At 44.0% G+C, this 14940-nt stretch carries 15 protein-coding genes; 10 read left to right on the plus strand and 5 right to left on the minus strand.

The window, feature by feature from the left end:
- Positions 1-10: 10 nt before the first annotated feature.
- Positions 11-1378, plus strand: a complete 1368-nt coding sequence (locus N5J47_RS16215; protein ID WP_279960880.1) for an MATE family efflux transporter — start codon at positions 11-13, stop codon at positions 1376-1378.
- Between the two features lie 72 nt (positions 1379-1450).
- Here the strand turns inward: N5J47_RS16215 and N5J47_RS16220 are convergent, their stop codons facing one another.
- On the minus strand, positions 1451-2278 hold the full coding sequence (locus tag N5J47_RS16220) for an SDR family NAD(P)-dependent oxidoreductase (protein WP_279960879.1): 828 nt from the start codon (positions 2276-2278) through the stop codon (positions 1451-1453).
- Positions 2279-2594: 316 nt separating this feature from the next.
- Between N5J47_RS16220 and N5J47_RS16225 the strand changes: the two genes are divergently transcribed.
- The 6 genes from N5J47_RS16225 (at position 2595) to N5J47_RS16250 (ending at position 9386) form a co-directional block, all read left to right on the plus strand.
- On the plus strand, positions 2595-3272 hold the full coding sequence (locus N5J47_RS16225; protein WP_279960878.1) for a TetR/AcrR family transcriptional regulator: 678 nt from the start codon (positions 2595-2597) through the stop codon (positions 3270-3272).
- 237 nt (positions 3273-3509) lie between these two features.
- On the plus strand, positions 3510-4220 hold the full coding sequence (gene phoB / locus N5J47_RS16230; protein ID WP_004659793.1) for a phosphate regulon transcriptional regulator PhoB: 711 nt from the start codon (positions 3510-3512) through the stop codon (positions 4218-4220).
- Between the two features lie 8 nt (positions 4221-4228).
- On the plus strand, positions 4229-5587 hold the full coding sequence (gene phoR, locus N5J47_RS16235) for a phosphate regulon sensor histidine kinase PhoR (RefSeq protein WP_267981323.1): 1359 nt from the start codon (positions 4229-4231) through the stop codon (positions 5585-5587).
- Positions 5588-5664: 77 nt separating this feature from the next.
- The gene (locus N5J47_RS16240; RefSeq protein WP_279960877.1) at positions 5665-6840 is read left to right on the plus strand and encodes a DNA cytosine methyltransferase; all 1176 of its coding nucleotides are present in this window, start codon (positions 5665-5667) and stop codon (positions 6838-6840) included.
- Positions 6827-8176, plus strand: a complete 1350-nt coding sequence (locus N5J47_RS16245) for an N-6 DNA methylase (RefSeq protein ID WP_279960876.1) — start codon at positions 6827-6829, stop codon at positions 8174-8176. The genes N5J47_RS16240 and N5J47_RS16245 overlap by 14 nt, the downstream gene beginning before the upstream one ends.
- Entirely contained in the window at positions 8169-9386 is a 1218-nt protein-coding gene (locus N5J47_RS16250) for a hypothetical protein (protein WP_279960875.1), read from the plus strand. The genes N5J47_RS16245 and N5J47_RS16250 overlap by 8 nt, the downstream gene beginning before the upstream one ends.
- 31 nt (positions 9387-9417) lie before the next feature.
- On the opposite strand, the gene N5J47_RS16255 is transcribed toward N5J47_RS16250, so the two are convergent.
- A complete protein-coding gene (locus N5J47_RS16255; RefSeq protein WP_279960874.1) occupies positions 9418-9987 on the minus strand; it encodes a hypothetical protein in 570 nt (189 codons plus the stop codon).
- A 174-nt stretch (positions 9988-10161) separates the two neighbouring features.
- Between N5J47_RS16255 and N5J47_RS16260 the strand changes: the two genes are divergently transcribed.
- Together N5J47_RS16260 and N5J47_RS16265 are read left to right on the plus strand one after the other, a co-directional pair.
- Positions 10162-10290 carry a hypothetical protein gene (locus N5J47_RS16260; protein ID WP_279996998.1) on the plus strand — a complete coding sequence of 43 codons (129 nt, stop codon included), beginning with the start codon at positions 10162-10164 and terminating at the stop codon, positions 10288-10290.
- Between the two features lie 140 nt (positions 10291-10430).
- Positions 10431-11201: an alpha/beta hydrolase gene (locus N5J47_RS16265; protein ID WP_279960873.1), complete on the plus strand. Its 771-nt coding sequence runs from the start codon at positions 10431-10433 to the stop codon at positions 11199-11201.
- Positions 11202-11314: 113 nt separating this feature from the next.
- Here N5J47_RS16265 and asd read toward each other — a convergent pair whose 3' ends face one another.
- From asd to pncB, 3 genes are all read right to left on the minus strand, one after another.
- Complete coding sequence (gene asd, locus N5J47_RS16270) at positions 11315-12166, minus strand: archaetidylserine decarboxylase (RefSeq protein WP_279960872.1); 852 nt, start codon at positions 12164-12166, stop codon at positions 11315-11317.
- The gene (locus N5J47_RS16275) at positions 12163-13011 is read right to left on the minus strand and encodes a rhodanese-like domain-containing protein (protein ID WP_279960871.1); all 849 of its coding nucleotides are present in this window, start codon (positions 13009-13011) and stop codon (positions 12163-12165) included. Before N5J47_RS16275 ends, asd begins: the two co-directional genes overlap by 4 nt.
- 103 nt (positions 13012-13114) lie before the next feature.
- A complete protein-coding gene (gene pncB / locus N5J47_RS16280) occupies positions 13115-14320 on the minus strand; it encodes a nicotinate phosphoribosyltransferase (RefSeq protein WP_279960923.1) in 1206 nt (401 codons plus the stop codon).
- 152 nt (positions 14321-14472) lie between these two features.
- On the opposite strand from pncB, the gene dtd reads away from it, so the two are divergent.
- Positions 14473-14913 carry a D-aminoacyl-tRNA deacylase gene (gene dtd, locus N5J47_RS16285; RefSeq protein ID WP_267981332.1) on the plus strand — a complete coding sequence of 147 codons (441 nt, stop codon included), beginning with the start codon at positions 14473-14475 and terminating at the stop codon, positions 14911-14913.
- Positions 14914-14940: the final 27 nt, after the last annotated feature.

A 14940-nucleotide genomic window follows, 5' to 3' on the forward strand; every position in this document is an offset into this window, starting at 1 on the left:
AGGAAACTGAATGACACCACACCAACCTCTGGTGATGCAGCCAAACCTCTGGAAAACCTTTTTTGTTTTTCTGGTTCCCTTGATTGCCACCAATATTCTGCAAAACCTGTCGGGTACGATCAATACCATCTTTGTCGGGCAAATGATGGGCGTGGATGCGATTGCCGCCGTTTCAGTGTTCTTTCCAATCCTGTTCTTTCTGCTTGCCTTTGTGATTGGAATCTCGGCGGGAACCACCGTGTTGGTGGGACAGGCCTGGGGTGCCCAGAATCTTGAGAAAGTGCGCTGTGTGATTGGTTCAACCCTGTTCATGACCCTGATTGGCGGTAGCGTGATTGCGGTTTTAGGCGTGATGATGGCTGAACCCATGTTGAAATTGCTGGGTACAGATGCCAAGGTCATGCACCTGTCACTACCCTATGTGCAATGGATGCTGGCAGGTAGCCCACTCCTGTTTGTCTATATTATCTACACCTCAATTCTTCGCGGTGTCGGTGACAGTGTGACACCACTGATTGCATTGAGCCTAACTAGCCTGATTGGACTGGCGGTTACGCCTGTGTTGCTGAAAGGCTATTTTGGCTTTCCCGCCCTCGGGATTATTGCGCCAGCCATCGCAACCATTCTGGGCTATGCAGCCGTACTGATTTTTCTAGGGTTTTACCTCAATTATAAAAACCATCCACTTAAGATTGATCGCCCACTTTTACAGCATATTCGTCATGATGCCACACTAAGCAAACTGATCTTAAAACTGGGAATTCCAACGGGTATCCAGATGGTCACCACCTCTCTGGCAGGCTTGGTGATTATTGGCCTGATCAACCATTACGGCGCACACGCCACCGCGGCTTATGGAGCAGTCAATCAGGTGCTGAACTATATCCAGTTTCCAGCACTGTCAATTTCAATTGCGGCCTCCATTTTTGCCGCGCAGGCGATTGGTGCTGGCAAGCCCGATTTACTGGCAAAAGTCACCCGCACCGCTTTAGGCATGAATTTCCTGTTTACAGGCAGCCTGATTGCACTCGCCTATTTATTCTCAAAATATTTAATGGCACTGTTTATTACTGATCACAGCGTGATTGAGCTTGGACAGCAATTGCTGTTTATTGTGCTGTGGGCTGTTTTATTCTTTGGGGCAAGCGCGATTTTTGCATCAATCATGCGGGCCAGTGGTACGGTGAATGTCCCGATGCTGATCAATATTTTGACCATCATCCTGATTGAGGTGCCGTGTGCGTATGGATTCAGCAAACTTTGGGGCCTGTCAGGCATCTGGATTGCCTATGCACTGTCTTTCGTCTGCCTGTGTATTTTTCAGGCGAGTTACTATCAGTTTGTCTGGAAGAAATCCAAGATTGAAGTGCTGATTTAGCATCACCCATTTTCAAATTAAGTAAAAAAGCCATTCTGTTTAGAATGGCTTTTTCTATCATGATGCCAAGACTTACATCATTTTCGTCGCAATCGCTGCGATACGTTGATAACCCGTTGGGAATAAACGCTGGAAAGAATCCACAATACGCGCATCTGTACCGATCAGCAGACGGCGCTTGTCTTTCAATACCGCATTGAGAATTTGACGGGCCGCCTCTTCTGGTGGCGTACGCAGGAACTTGTCAAACTGCTTGATGGACTTGTTCGGGTCCATACCCAGACTCTTCAGGCTGTCATTCATCTTCGCCGCTTTTGCGATATTGGTGCGGATACCCCCTGGGTGTACGCAAAGTGAGCTTACACCACTCTTTTCAATATCAAGTTCCTGACGCAATGATTCAGTAAAGCCACGTACCGCGAACTTGGTTGCGTTATAAGCTGACTGTGTTGGCTGCGAGGTGAGGCCAAAAATACTGGAGATGTTGATGATATGACCATCTTTGGTTTGCTTGATGAATGGCAGGAATTCCTTGGTGCCGTAAACCACGCCCCAGAAGTTGATGCCTACGATCCATTCCAGATCCTCATAGCTTGCGCCTTCCACAGTTGAGCCCAAAGCCACACCCGCGTTGTTGAAGATCATATTCACTGAACCATGATCCTGTACCGTTTCCTGCGCCCACTGTTTCACCGCATCACGGTTTGAAACATCAAGCACCTTGGTGGTTACAGTCACTGGATATTGTTTTACCAGCTCAACAGTTTGCGCCAGTCCCTTTTCATTGATGTCACTCAATGACAAATGGCAGCCCTGTTTAGCCAATAAAACTGCGAGTTGCTGCCCAATCCCAGAACCTGCACCTGTGATCGCCGCGACTTTATTTTTAAAGTTTTTCATTGCCTATCCTTTGTATTGCGAATGAGATGCACATAGTTCGCCCCAATCATGCGTTGTCATGTGCAGTTTAAGCTGTAACCAATATAATTTTGACAATACAGGTTGTCAATATAGTACAATGGACCTTTAAGACAAATGGCAATAACCAACACCTTACATGTCATAATAGGCCTATTTACATTTTATGACTGAACATGGTTAAAAGAGACAAGGTGGATTTTCAAAATTTGGTTATGCTAGGTCAGCACAACATTGTTGAAATACAAATAACCATGATCTACATGATTTAAAGACTTTTTAGGGAACGGTTTTCTCAATGGCAACTCAAGATCGATCGACACGCAAGAAAAACACGGCTGATAGCAAAGAACGTCAGTTCAAGGGTCTCTCCCTGACTGAGCGCAAGGAAGCACGCCGCGAAAAACTGATTGAGGCAGGCATTGCCATGTATGGCACACAGGGATTCTTCTCGGTGACGGTCAAGGATGTCTGTAATGAAGCCAAGCTGACTGAACGCTATTTCTATGAATCATTTAAGAAAAGCGAGGAACTGTTTCAGACGGTTTTCCTGAAAATGATTGAAAAAATGCAGACCTGCCTGACCCAGGCGGTACTCATGGCTGCGCCTGAACCAAAGAACATGGTCACGGCGGGATTGTCTGCCCTACTCAGCACCATTAAGGATGACCCACGTATGGCACGGATCATTTATATTGATGCCATGCTTGTACAGGATTTACATAATCAGGCCACCATTCAGGAAACCCTGACCCAGTTTGACCGTATCATTCAGGGCTTCGTGATGATCACCATGCCCAATGCCCCACAGAGCGCAGAAGAAGTGTCTTTAATGGCAACAGGGCTGAATGGCTATGTCACGCATATCATTATCCGTTGGGTTTCCGAGGGCTTTAAGCAGCCACTAGAGGATGTTTTGGCGGCTTGCTGTGCAGTGTTCCTGTCCTTTATCGAGACCACAGCCAAAAAAAATTAAAATCGTTTTACAGTTTTATGACAGATACAACCCTAAAACTGAGGTAGAGTTAAATAAATGAATTGCATGACTTTATTGATCGTTTAACTGTCATCATTTGGTCACGGCTCTGCCCCACAATTGTCACAATTTATTGCTAAATTCGACTTTATCAGCTCTTTTGCAATGATATTGTCATAATTAATCTTTGTAATAAGCCTGTCATAACTAAAAAACCATATTTAAGGGTATTGCGCTGTGAAAGATGACTATATTTTAATTGTCGATGATGAGCTACCAATCCGCGAAATGATCCATACCTCTCTGGATATGGCGGGCTTCCAGTGTCTACAGGCTGAAGATGCCAAACAGGCTCACCAGATCATCGTTGATCAGCGTCCCGCACTTATTCTGCTGGACTGGATGCTTCCAGGCGGAGTCAGTGGTGTGGATCTGTGCCGCCGCCTGAAACGCGATGAGAACCTGGCGGAAATTCCCGTGATCATGCTCACCGCACGTGGCGAGGAAGACCATAAGGTACAGGGTCTCGATGCAGGTGCGGATGACTACATGACCAAGCCATTCTCCACCCGTGAACTGGTGTCACGCATCAAGGCGGTGTTGCGCCGTGCCAATGCGCTCAGCGGTGAAAAGGTGATTGATGCCAACGGCCTGATGCTTGACCCTGTCAGCCAGCGAGTCAGTTTTGGCAACAGTATTTTAGATATGGGGCCGACCGAGTACCGCTTGCTGGCATTCTTCATGACCCATCCTGAACGTGCCTATACCCGTGCCCAATTGCTGGATCAGGTCTGGGGTGGCAATGTCTATATTGAGGACCGTACCATCGATGTGCATATCCGTCGCCTGCGCAAGGTGCTGGAACCATTTGGGGTGGATCGTTTTGTACAAACGGTACGTGGTACAGGCTATCGTTTCTCTACACGCGCTGATTTGGCGGCAGGTTAAAATCCTTTATGTATGAACCCTATCCCGTCCCTGAACTCGCTCGTGAACACCAGCGTTTTCGCTACAGCAGTTTATGGACGTTTGCAAAACAGGATTTAAGGCTGCTGCTGTTTTTCTTATTGATTGCAAGCTTGATTGGATTCGGGGTCGGATACTTCTGGAGCTGTGTTTTTATCGCGTTCGTGGTTTTTTTTGCCCTCCAGCTACGCTCGCTTTATCTGGTCAATGACTGGATTTCCAATCGTCCCTACGATGTGCCACCCAACCTCAATGGCATCTGGGGTGCATTGCTGTTCAATGTCTACCGTGCCCAGCGTCAGGAACGTATTGTTCAGGCGGAAATGGTCGGACTAATCGACCGCGCACAATCCTCCCTGGTGGCGTTGGCCGAGGCGGTGGTCTTGATTGATGACCAGCATCAAATTGAATGGTGGAATCCCGCTGCGGAAAAATTACTGGGGATTAGCCCATTGGACCGTGGACGTAACTTGCTGGCGATTTTACGCCAACCCAACTTTATTGAATATTTCAAGCATAGTGATCAGGCACCCGATGGCATTCGTCTACAGGCCAAAATGGATGAAGAACATTATGTACAGGTAAAACTGACCCGTTTTGGGGGTGAAAGTCGGTTGCTGGTTGCCTATGACATTACCCGCATGCACAACCTTGAGCAGATGCGGAAAGACTTTGTCGATAACATCTCACATGAACTACGGACTCCATTGACCGTGCTCAGTGGCTATATCGAAACCTTTACCGATCAGGATGACATTACCCCACGCTGGAAACGTGCCTTTACCCAAATGCAGTCGCAAACCAAGCGTATGAATGCCCTGGTCAATGACCTGCTGCTGCTTTCCAATCTGGAAAATAACAAGAAAGTGGCAAAAAACCAGATCATTGACATGCCAAACCTGATGAACCAGCTGTTTGATGATGCGCGCGCCTATAACCTTGATTATGGTCATACCCTGAATCTGGATATTGACAGTCACTGTGACCTGATTGGCTCGGATATGGAAATTGCCAGCGCGTTCAGCAACCTGATTACCAATGCCATTAAATACACACCTAAAGGTGGCATTATCACCATTGGCTGGCATGAAGATGGTGATCACGCCTATTTTACGGTACAGGACACTGGTATTGGCATTAACCCCAAACACCTGCCCCGCCTCACCGAACGTTTCTATCGGGTGGACAGCGCACGTAGCCGCCAGACAGGGGGAACAGGTCTGGGCCTTGCCATTGTCAAGCATGTCTTGATGCAACATGGTGCACATCTTGAAATTAGCTCCAAAGAAAATGAAGGCTCAACCTTTACCGCAGTTTTTCCGAAAGAACGCCTGTACCGAATGTTGTAAAGTTTAGGTCATCTGCCCTTCCCTCTGCGTTTAAATTTAGCTATTATCCTGTCTAGATTTTTCGCTGTAGACCAAAGATGAAGCCTTATACCTATGTATCCCTGTTCAGTAGCGCTGGCGTGGGATGCTATGGATTTAAACAACAGAATTTCGACTGCGTCCTCACCAATGAGCTGATTGAAAGACGCATGGATGTTCAGAAATGCAATGCAAAATGCGGCAATCCACAAGGCTATCTGTGTGGTGACATTACCCTGCCTGAAATCCAGCAATATGCCCTGAATCATATACAGCAATATAAAAAAGACCATGCACTCAAAGACATTGACGTGGTTATCGCCACGCCACCGTGTCAGGGCATGTCAGTGGCAAACCATAAAAAGGCCGAGAACGAGATTGTCAGGAACTCGCTGGTACTTGAAGCCATTCACATTGTTTCCCTGATCAAGCCGAAAATCTTTGTCTTTGAAAACGTGGCTGCATTTATGAACACCAAGTGTGGTAAAGAAGGGCGGGAACGCAAGATTTCCGAGGCAATTCATGAAGAACTCGCTGCGGACTATGTTTTTGATTCAAGGATTCTCAACTTTAAGGATTATGGCGCACATTCCAGCCGCTCGCGCTGTCTGGTGCTGGGGATCAGGAAAGACCTGTCCCAGCATATAACTGTCTCTCAGCTTTGGCCCTCTCAGGAAACCGCCAAGAGCATGAAAGAGCTGATCTCTGACCTACCCCGTTTAAGTGTTATGGGAGAAATTTCCAGTCACGACATTTACCATAACTTTAAGGCCTATAAACCACATATGCGTGCATGGATCAGCGACTTAAAGCAGGGTGAAAATGCCTTTGACAATGCTGATCCACTGAAACGTCCACATCAGGTCAAGGACGGTGTTATTGTTCCCAACGTGAATAAAAACGGCGATAAATATAGCCGACAACTCTGGGATAAAACCCCGCCCTGCGTGCATACACGGAATGATATATTGGCTAGCCAAAATACCGTGCATCCAGAGGATGACCGCGTGTTTAGTCTCAGGGAACTGATGATTTTTATGAATGTCCCCGCTGGTTTTAAATGGAGCCCGCAGGATGAGACCGTATTGAACCAATTAAGTCTAACTGACAAACAGGCTTACCTGAAAAAGCATGAGGTCAACATTCGGCAAAGTTTGGGAGAGGCTGTTCCAACCATTATCTTTTCAAAGATTGCTAAAAACATTAAAGAGGCTTTAGCAAATGTTGAAGAATAAGGACAGCTACCTCAAGCAGGTGATCAGCAGTCATCGTTTAGAAGTGTTTGAGGAAAACAGGAATTTTATCCTGAACAATCCACTGTCTTTATCTATCCATGACCTATCACGGATTGCGGAACTCACCAACAGCCATCAGGAATCGACTGCTGCCTATTATACCGATCCCATGACGGTATCCGCGCTCTGCCAGAACCTGCCTGAATTTCATCAAAAAACCATCCGCATACTGGAACCCTCTGTAGGGGTGGGAAATATCCTGCGCGAGGTGATTGCCAAATATAAGGATACGGTTGAATCCATTGAGGTTGATGTATTTGACATTAACCATCATTCATTGGAAATCTGTGAGATTCTGATGGATAAAACATTTGGTCCCTTAACAAATATCAAGATCAACTATATTCATGATGATTTCCTGCAATACCAATTTCATCAACATTACGACTTAGTGGTTGGTAATCCACCCTTTATAAAAATCAAGGGAAAATATAGAGAGAACTTGCGTACAGAATTAAATAATCCTGTTGCCGATAATAGTGCAGCTTTCTTTCTGGATAAAGCGATTGGTCTAGCCCAGCATGTCGCCTTAATTCTGCCTAAATATTTTCTCCATAATATGGATTTCTCAGTTTCCAGAGAGAAAATAAAACAGCTAGCGATCAATAAAATTGTTGATTTTGGAGAAACAGGTTTTAAAGGTGTACTGATTGAAACCATTTGCCTGTTTATTGATACTCAGGCAGTTTCAGAAAATTCCTCTACACAAGTGATTTCTATTCCGAAGAAAATCAATATTCTTCAGAAGCAGGCCGACATTACCCAGTCCACGTTCCCAAACTGGCTGATCTATATTGATGAAGCTTTTCAAAAACTGACTGCCAAAATGCAGTTTGGTATTTTCACTGTCTTTCGGGATCGGCAGATTACCGCCAGAATATTAAAATCCACAGGTGATATTTGGGTGATTAAATCCAAAAATATCCCGAGAACTGGGGAAGCCATTTACCATATTGAGGATGACGCATTTATTGATCGGGAACATTTATCCAAGCTTGCCGTTGGGCAATATTTAGAACGGGATGATGTGTTTCTGAGTCCAAATATGACCTATTATCCAAGGGTGGTGAAAAAACCTAAACACTGTATTGTGAATGGTTCTGTTGCAATTTTCGAGTTAAAGGCAGACATCAGCATTTCTGAAGAAGATTTATTATTTTTTGCATCGGCTGAGTTTGAAGCATTCTACCGCATTGCCAGAAATCATAGCACCCGTTCATTAAATATTGATAATATTGCAATATTTTATTTTGGTAAGAGACAGCATCGTGTTTAATGAAAATCATCTGGAACAGTTTCTAAATCAATCCAACTATGATATCAGGCTACCGAATAATGCCCGATGGATTGATCAGAAATGTACGCCAGATGTGGTTTGTATTATTGCCGACTGTATTCTGAACTATATTGAATCCAGCCAGAAAACCACTTTTCTAACCAAGGAAATCTGGAATTCAGACTATGCCAAAGAAATTTCGGATATTTTCTCAAAGCCAGATGTCAGCAGTTCAAATGCGCAAAATGAATACGATAAATTCTTTCAGCAACCTATGGAGCTTCTCAGTTACTCAGGACTGCTATTAAAACAAAAACAGGGAAACCAGAATTTATATACTGTCCAGAATATTGAGTTATTAGAATATATCGCCCGTAGGGAAAGAAACTGCCTCAACTTTTTAACCCACTACATAACAAAAGTCCTGAAAGACAGTGGCATATATACCCATTTTGAAAGTTTCTTCAGCACACCAAATGCCAATACCTTTTCACAGCTCAAAGGTCAGTTTGAATCATTTATGATTCAACATACAGCGATTAATACTGAGATTGAATGTAGACGTATTTTTACCAAGGTACTCAATCCTTTATCTTTTGTCTTAAGAAACTACGGTACGGAAAGAGGACGCCTGTCCCCACAAAAGATCACCTATGACCAGTTGATGTACAACCGTTTAAACTTTAGGGACTTATATAGCAACAAACCTAAAGATGTCACCCGAAATGAATATGAACCCACAGTCCCTGAAAAACTAAAGCTGGAAAAATTCTGGAAATATAATTCCAGCAAAGCCAAAAAGTTACTCAGAGCATTTAATGATGAGTTTCGAAACCGTATTTCAGAACATGAGGACGATCTGGCAAACTGTGAGGCCACCCATATTCACCATATCTTTCCTGAAGCCATGTATCCCGCTATTTCTGGAACCGTTGAGAACCTCATCGCCTTGACCCCATCCCAGCATTTAAATCGGGCGCATCCACTCGGTAAAACACAGGAAATTAATAAGGAATACCAATACCTATTGCTCATCTCTAAAATGAAAAGTATTGAAGCCAATTTAAGTCAGTCTACGATTCCACAAATTTATGATTTCAACCAATTCAGGGAGGTTTTGGCTGTGGGCTTAGATCAACCACAGATTCATGCCATTCCAGACCTCGATTTTGCTTCGATGACAACAGCGATAGAGCATTACTTTCAATAAAAGTGGAAATGTTAAACTTTTACAAAAAGATTTATGCAATATCCCTTAACTCAGAAGTTCTAATATTCGCACATGCCTGCGGGTAATATCCCCCAAAGGGCTTGTATTGAGTGGGCTGATAGTTATGGAGAATATGCTGGCTTTCGATCATGCCAATCGGATACCAATACTGGCCTACAGGATTCCACTGGTTGCTATTTTGTGGACGCAAGAAACAGCCAAACATGACCATGTCATAATGTGTCAATAAAGGATATTGCCCCGCGACAATCAGTCGCCGTCCATATGCCTTGTCATCATGTATCTGGCGTGTTGTCACGGCATTGACCAATTGCATGCTGGGCAGGGTCTCGGTCTTTACATCAACCCGACCACCATTATGGATAAAATCATAGTCATCGGGACGTAAATAATTGTCTCGAATATTTACCCGCCAATCTATTCCCAAATAGGTCTGGCAAGCAAACTCGCCCAGAAAGCCAATAATTTGTCTGGTATCTTCATTTAAATACCCTAAATTAAAGTGGGGATGTAGATAGTTGTTTCTTCTTGCGACTTCATTCTGAGCTACGCTCAGCATTTCTTGTGTTATTTTGATCATTAGGAATATCTGTTATTTAAATTAAACCCATTAGGTCTGGGCTTGGTTAAGTTGAAGCGAATGAATCGAAAAATAATTATAGGTAATCATCATGAAAAAAGCCCGACATCCTGTCGGGCTTTTTCGTATTTCGCACTTTAGGTATAACTCCTGTCCTACCTCACGTCCTGATGCATGAACTTATCATTTTTGTTTTATGTTCTGGAACTTCCTGTTCCTGATGAGTTTATATTAGGTGATTTTCTGGAGTATGGAAATGCGCCATTGACTGGAATTGGTGTAAGAAAAAGCGTACAGAGGTAGTTTTATGCTTGGCAAGAAATACCAGTTTATTGGCTTATAAGGTCATTAATCATTTTTTCTGAGTCAATGATTTAAGCTATTTAATCCATTAGGTTATAAAAGTTAATAGATTAAATAAGTTCACAATAAGGCTAAAAATGATGTGGAATAAATTAGATATTGGGTCTGGTCGCCCGTTAATATTGTTGCATGGCATTGGTATGTCACATAAAGCATGGAATCCTATAATTCCAATCCTCAGTCAATCGCGCCGAGTAATTGCATTTGATATTGCAGGGTTTGGTGATAGTCCCAAATTTGATTTAAATCTAGAACCTACTATTGAAAATCTTGTTAAAGCATTAGCAGAACAGCTTCATGAAATCGGTATTGATGAGCCTGTAGATATAGTTGGAAACTCAATGGGGGGATGGATGGCTTTAGAAGCAGCTCGTATAGGTTTAGCAAGCTCTGTTGTCGCAATTTCACCAGCGGGACTGTGGCTTAAGTCACCAGCGCATGTAAAGACCATTTTTTTTAGTTTGAGATATACAATAAAGTTAATGCCATGGTTCTCTAGAGAACTAATGAAGTTTGGTATTTGCAGAGAAATATTTTTAGCAGTTCCAGTTAGTATTGGAGGCCGAAAAATTTCACCAGAAGATGCAATAAATTCTATTAATGATTTTTCAAAAGCATCTGATTTTGAAAGAACATTTTCAAATGCAGGTCGATTTATTGATGGGAAAAACATTAAAATCCCGTTAACAATAGCTTTTGGTTCAAAAGATTGGTTACTAACCCGTAAAGACTGCCAAATAAAGCAAGAATTACCGAAACAAACAAAATGGATTGAGCCAAAAGGTTGGGGGCATGTGCCAATGTGGAAAGATCCTAATGGTGTAGCAAATCTAATACTTGAAAATATCTAATAAACTAAAGGCGTTTTAACATTTTATGGTAGTCTCCTCATAGGCCTTTAAAAAATTAAAGCCCCTTACAACAATATTAAGGGGCTTTAATATCATCTTGAAATTTTTACAACTCAAATAGAATGCCCTAACCGCTCGCCCATTACTACAGTCGAATTGGCTTTAAACTGCTCTTCCCACACTATTTTATCTTTTTCAAACAATACCACAGCAGTAGAACCGAGGTAGAAACGTCCAAGCTCAGCCCCTTTATCCAGTTGCAGTTGATGATGCTGTAACTCAACTTTACCTGTTGGTTTCACCTTACCCGTTGCAACCGTTTCAATCCCAGCCACAATCATCGCACCAACCAACACCACCGCCATACGGCCCAGCTCAGTATCAAACAGGCACACCATACGTTCATTACGGGCAAACAAACCTGGTACATTTTCAGCAGTGGTTTGGTTTACTGAAAACAACTCGCCTGGAATATATAAGGTTTCGGTCAATGTGCCAGCGAATGGCATATGTACACGGTGATAATCTTTCGGTGATAGATAAACAGTTGCAAATTGTCCATTCTGAAATGGCTTAGCCAATTGCGGATCACCAATCAATTTCTCAACAGAAAAACTTTGACCTTTGGCCTGAAAAATATCGCCAGATTCGATTTTACCTAACTGCGAAATCGCACCATCCGCAGGACATACGATACTGTCCGCTCGCTCATCCACACCACGCACACCCTGTTTTAATGCACGGGTAAAAAACTCATTGAATGACTTGTATTGCTGTGCATTGCTTTGATCAGCAATACTCATATCAATGCCATATTTTGCCTTGAACGCCTGAATAACAGCAGTTTTCACCAAAACATTTTCACTTGCGGCAACCTTGCCAATCACACGGCTCAGTTGGTGTTGTGGCACAAGATTCTGTGCTTTGATAAACAGTTGTTTTTTTAAATCTGCTGCAAAACTCAAGATGGTGTCTCCCCTGAAATAATAGGACTATCGAGGCGATTGCCCCATTCACTCCACGCACCATCGTAGGCCCTGACTTGCCAGTTAAGCAATCTCGCCAAAATATACGCCAAGCCCGAACGGTGATGTGACTGACAGTACACCACCACAGGTTGCTGTAAATTAAAGCCTAATTGCTCCAAACGTTGTTGAGTGCGTTCAAGCGGGTGCAATTTTAGATGATTTTCACGATTAAGGGCAGTACTCCATTCAAAATGCAGTGCACTTGGGATGTGACCCCCACGACGCGCGGCCAAACGAAGTCCCGTATATTCCTCATTGGTACGACAGTCCCAAAGCTGGATATTTTCTTGCTGAACCTGCTGCAATAGCTCGTTGTATTCAATCCGATGCTGTTGCACGGTATTCAGGTCAACCTGTAGCAGATCAGTGACAGGCGTGACTTTTTCAACCTCTGCGGTGGTGGGTAGACCAGCGCCCAACCAGCCATGAATTCCGCCATTGATCAAACTGGTACGGGTAAAGCCAAGACAATGTAAATTCCAGATTAGGCGACCAGCCCAAGCCCCACCTTCATCGTCATAAACCACCACATGGTGCTGCGGTGAGATATTCAGCTTTTCAATCAGGGTTTGTAATCCCTGTACATCGGGCAATAGACCATTGGCCTGTTCCTGTTGCGCCACCAGATATTTAGGTTGTAAATGAATCGCATGCGGGATATGTAATTGTTCATAAACCGATGCTCGGCTTAAATCAATAATACGAATCAACTCGTGCCCCAAGTAGGGCACAAGCTGCTCAGGTTCAATCAGTAAATCAAGTTTAAAGTCTACATCTGTCATGGTTAGGGGTCTTGTCGCCACAGCACTGCAATGATTTTAACATAGCCTACTTTTTATCTTTGTCTGATTTTTTGCATTCGTTTAGCAAAAAAGAAGATATAGACTACATCGCTTCCTCAATCTCAAACACCTGACGTAGATACGCCAGAAATGTATCGTTATCGGTCATGGTTTTTCCTGGGCTGTCCGAGATCTTCGCCACCGACTGCCCATTACATTCCACCAGTTTTAACACGATATTCAGCGGAGTCTGCCCCATATCATTGGTGAGGTTGGTGCCAATCCCAAAACTGACCTGAAAACGGTCCTTAAAATATTGATGCAATAACCAGGCTTTTTCCAGATTAAGGCCATCACTAAAGGTCAGCATTTTGGTCTTGGTATCAATCTTTAATTGACGATAATGTGCATAGGCCTTGTCACCCCACTCATAGGGATCGCCACTGTCATGGCGCAAACCATCAAACAGCTTGGCAAAATACAGGTCAAAATCACGCAGGAACGCATCCATCCCCACCACATCGGTCAGGGCAATCCCCAGGTCACCCCGATATTCCTGAACCCATGCCTCCAGCGCGGCTTTCTGAAAATTGCGCAACCGCACGTCCAGCGCCTGAAATGCCTGTAAAAACTCATGTGCCATGGTTCCAATCGGGCTGATACCCAACTCTTTCGCCAGCAGTACATTGCTGGTGCCACGGAACACCTGCGGTGCAGCATCATGAAACGCCTGCACCACATGCTTTTGCCAGTCAAAACTATAACGGCGACGGGTGCCAAAGTCTGAAACCAAGAATGGGGGATCATTGTCCTGCTGTTGCTGGGCATAGTGTTGCAGTTGCACCAGCTTGTGCTGTAATCGGCGCTCACCCTCAGCCCAAACCTCATCGGTACGGATACGGCGGAAATACAGTTCATTGACAATGGCCAAGACAAAGATTTCAAACATCATGGCCTGCACCATCGGCCCCTCAATCCGAATATCCAGCCGCCCTGCCGCATCAATACTGGCCTGAATAAAACGTCGCTTGAGCTGGAACAGCTCCAGATAGTCAACAAAGTCACTCTTGATGAAGCGCAGTGAACGGAGGTACTGCAATTCATCCTCTTTAAAGCGAAGTTCGCACAGCAAATCGAGCTGATGGTTGAGATCACCCAGAATTTCCGTCAAGGGATAGGCGGTATCCTCCAGATTTCGGCAACGGAATAAATAGACACTGTGCGTTTGTGGAAACTGGTGCAGCACCACTTGCAACATGGTGAATTTATATAGGTCGGTGTCCAGTAAAGATTGAATGATGGCAGACATAGGCGATGGTTTTAACCAATTCTTTTGCATAATATAAGTTGTTATACAACCAAATGACTGGGATTGGATAGTAGACTTTTGCTGCACAGTCAATTTTTCAGGCCCATTTGTCTGCTAAAATCTCCTGTCTTTTTCATCTATCTTTCAATGTTATGCGCGCATTAATCCAACGGGTCCTCGAAGCCAAGGTCGTGGTTGAGGGTCAAACCACAGGTGAGATTCAACAAGGCTTACTGGTATTTTTGGGAGTCGGTAAAGAAGATACCCTCGAAAAAGGCCAGAAGCTGATTGACAAGATTTTAAAGTACCGCATCTTTGATGATGAGAATGGCAAAATGGGCTGGAATGTCAGCCAAGCCAATGGTGGCATTCTTTTGGTGTCCCAGTTTACCCTGATGGCACAAACCCAAAAAGGGCTGCGTCCAGACTTTGGGCCTGCAATGCCGCCAGCCGCAGCCAAAGCGCTGTATGAACAATTGGTGGAATATGCACGCCAACAATTTGCAAATGTCCAAACAGGTATTTTTGCTGCTGACATGAAAGTGCATTTGGTCAATGATGGTCCTGTGACCTTTAATCTGGAAATTGAATAAATTTAGACCATAAAAAAACTCCCGAAT

It is taken from the genome of Acinetobacter sp. GD03645, assembly GCF_029845285.1.
In the GTDB taxonomy this organism is placed as follows: Bacteria; Pseudomonadota; Gammaproteobacteria; order Pseudomonadales; family Moraxellaceae; genus Acinetobacter; species Acinetobacter corruptisaponis.

What these genes read in the sequence shown, in the direction of transcription:
- N5J47_RS16260 (WP_279996998.1), top strand. Translation starts at nt 10,162, where the DNA reads ATGAACTTATCATTTTTGTTTTATGTTCTGGAACTTCCTGTTCCTGAT.
- N5J47_RS16215 (WP_279960880.1), top strand. Translation starts at nt 11, where the DNA reads ATGACACCACACCAACCTCTGGTGATGCAGCCAAACCTCTGGAAAACC.
- N5J47_RS16265 (WP_279960873.1), top strand. Translation starts at nt 10,431, where the DNA reads ATGTGGAATAAATTAGATATTGGGTCTGGTCGCCCGTTAATATTGTTG.
- N5J47_RS16245 (WP_279960876.1), top strand. Translation starts at nt 6,827, where the DNA reads ATGTTGAAGAATAAGGACAGCTACCTCAAGCAGGTGATCAGCAGTCAT.
- pncB (WP_279960923.1), bottom strand. Translation starts at nt 14,320, where the DNA reads ATGTCTGCCATCATTCAATCTTTACTGGACACCGACCTATATAAATTC.
- N5J47_RS16220 (WP_279960879.1), bottom strand. Translation starts at nt 2,278, where the DNA reads ATGAAAAACTTTAAAAATAAAGTCGCGGCGATCACAGGTGCAGGTTCT.
- N5J47_RS16275 (WP_279960871.1), bottom strand. Translation starts at nt 13,011, where the DNA reads ATGACAGATGTAGACTTTAAACTTGATTTACTGATTGAACCTGAGCAG.
- N5J47_RS16225 (WP_279960878.1), top strand. Translation starts at nt 2,595, where the DNA reads ATGGCAACTCAAGATCGATCGACACGCAAGAAAAACACGGCTGATAGC.
- N5J47_RS16255 (WP_279960874.1), bottom strand. Translation starts at nt 9,987, where the DNA reads ATGATCAAAATAACACAAGAAATGCTGAGCGTAGCTCAGAATGAAGTC.
- phoR (WP_267981323.1), top strand. Translation starts at nt 4,229, where the DNA reads ATGTATGAACCCTATCCCGTCCCTGAACTCGCTCGTGAACACCAGCGT.
- N5J47_RS16240 (WP_279960877.1), top strand. Translation starts at nt 5,665, where the DNA reads ATGAAGCCTTATACCTATGTATCCCTGTTCAGTAGCGCTGGCGTGGGA.
- dtd (WP_267981332.1), top strand. Translation starts at nt 14,473, where the DNA reads ATGCGCGCATTAATCCAACGGGTCCTCGAAGCCAAGGTCGTGGTTGAG.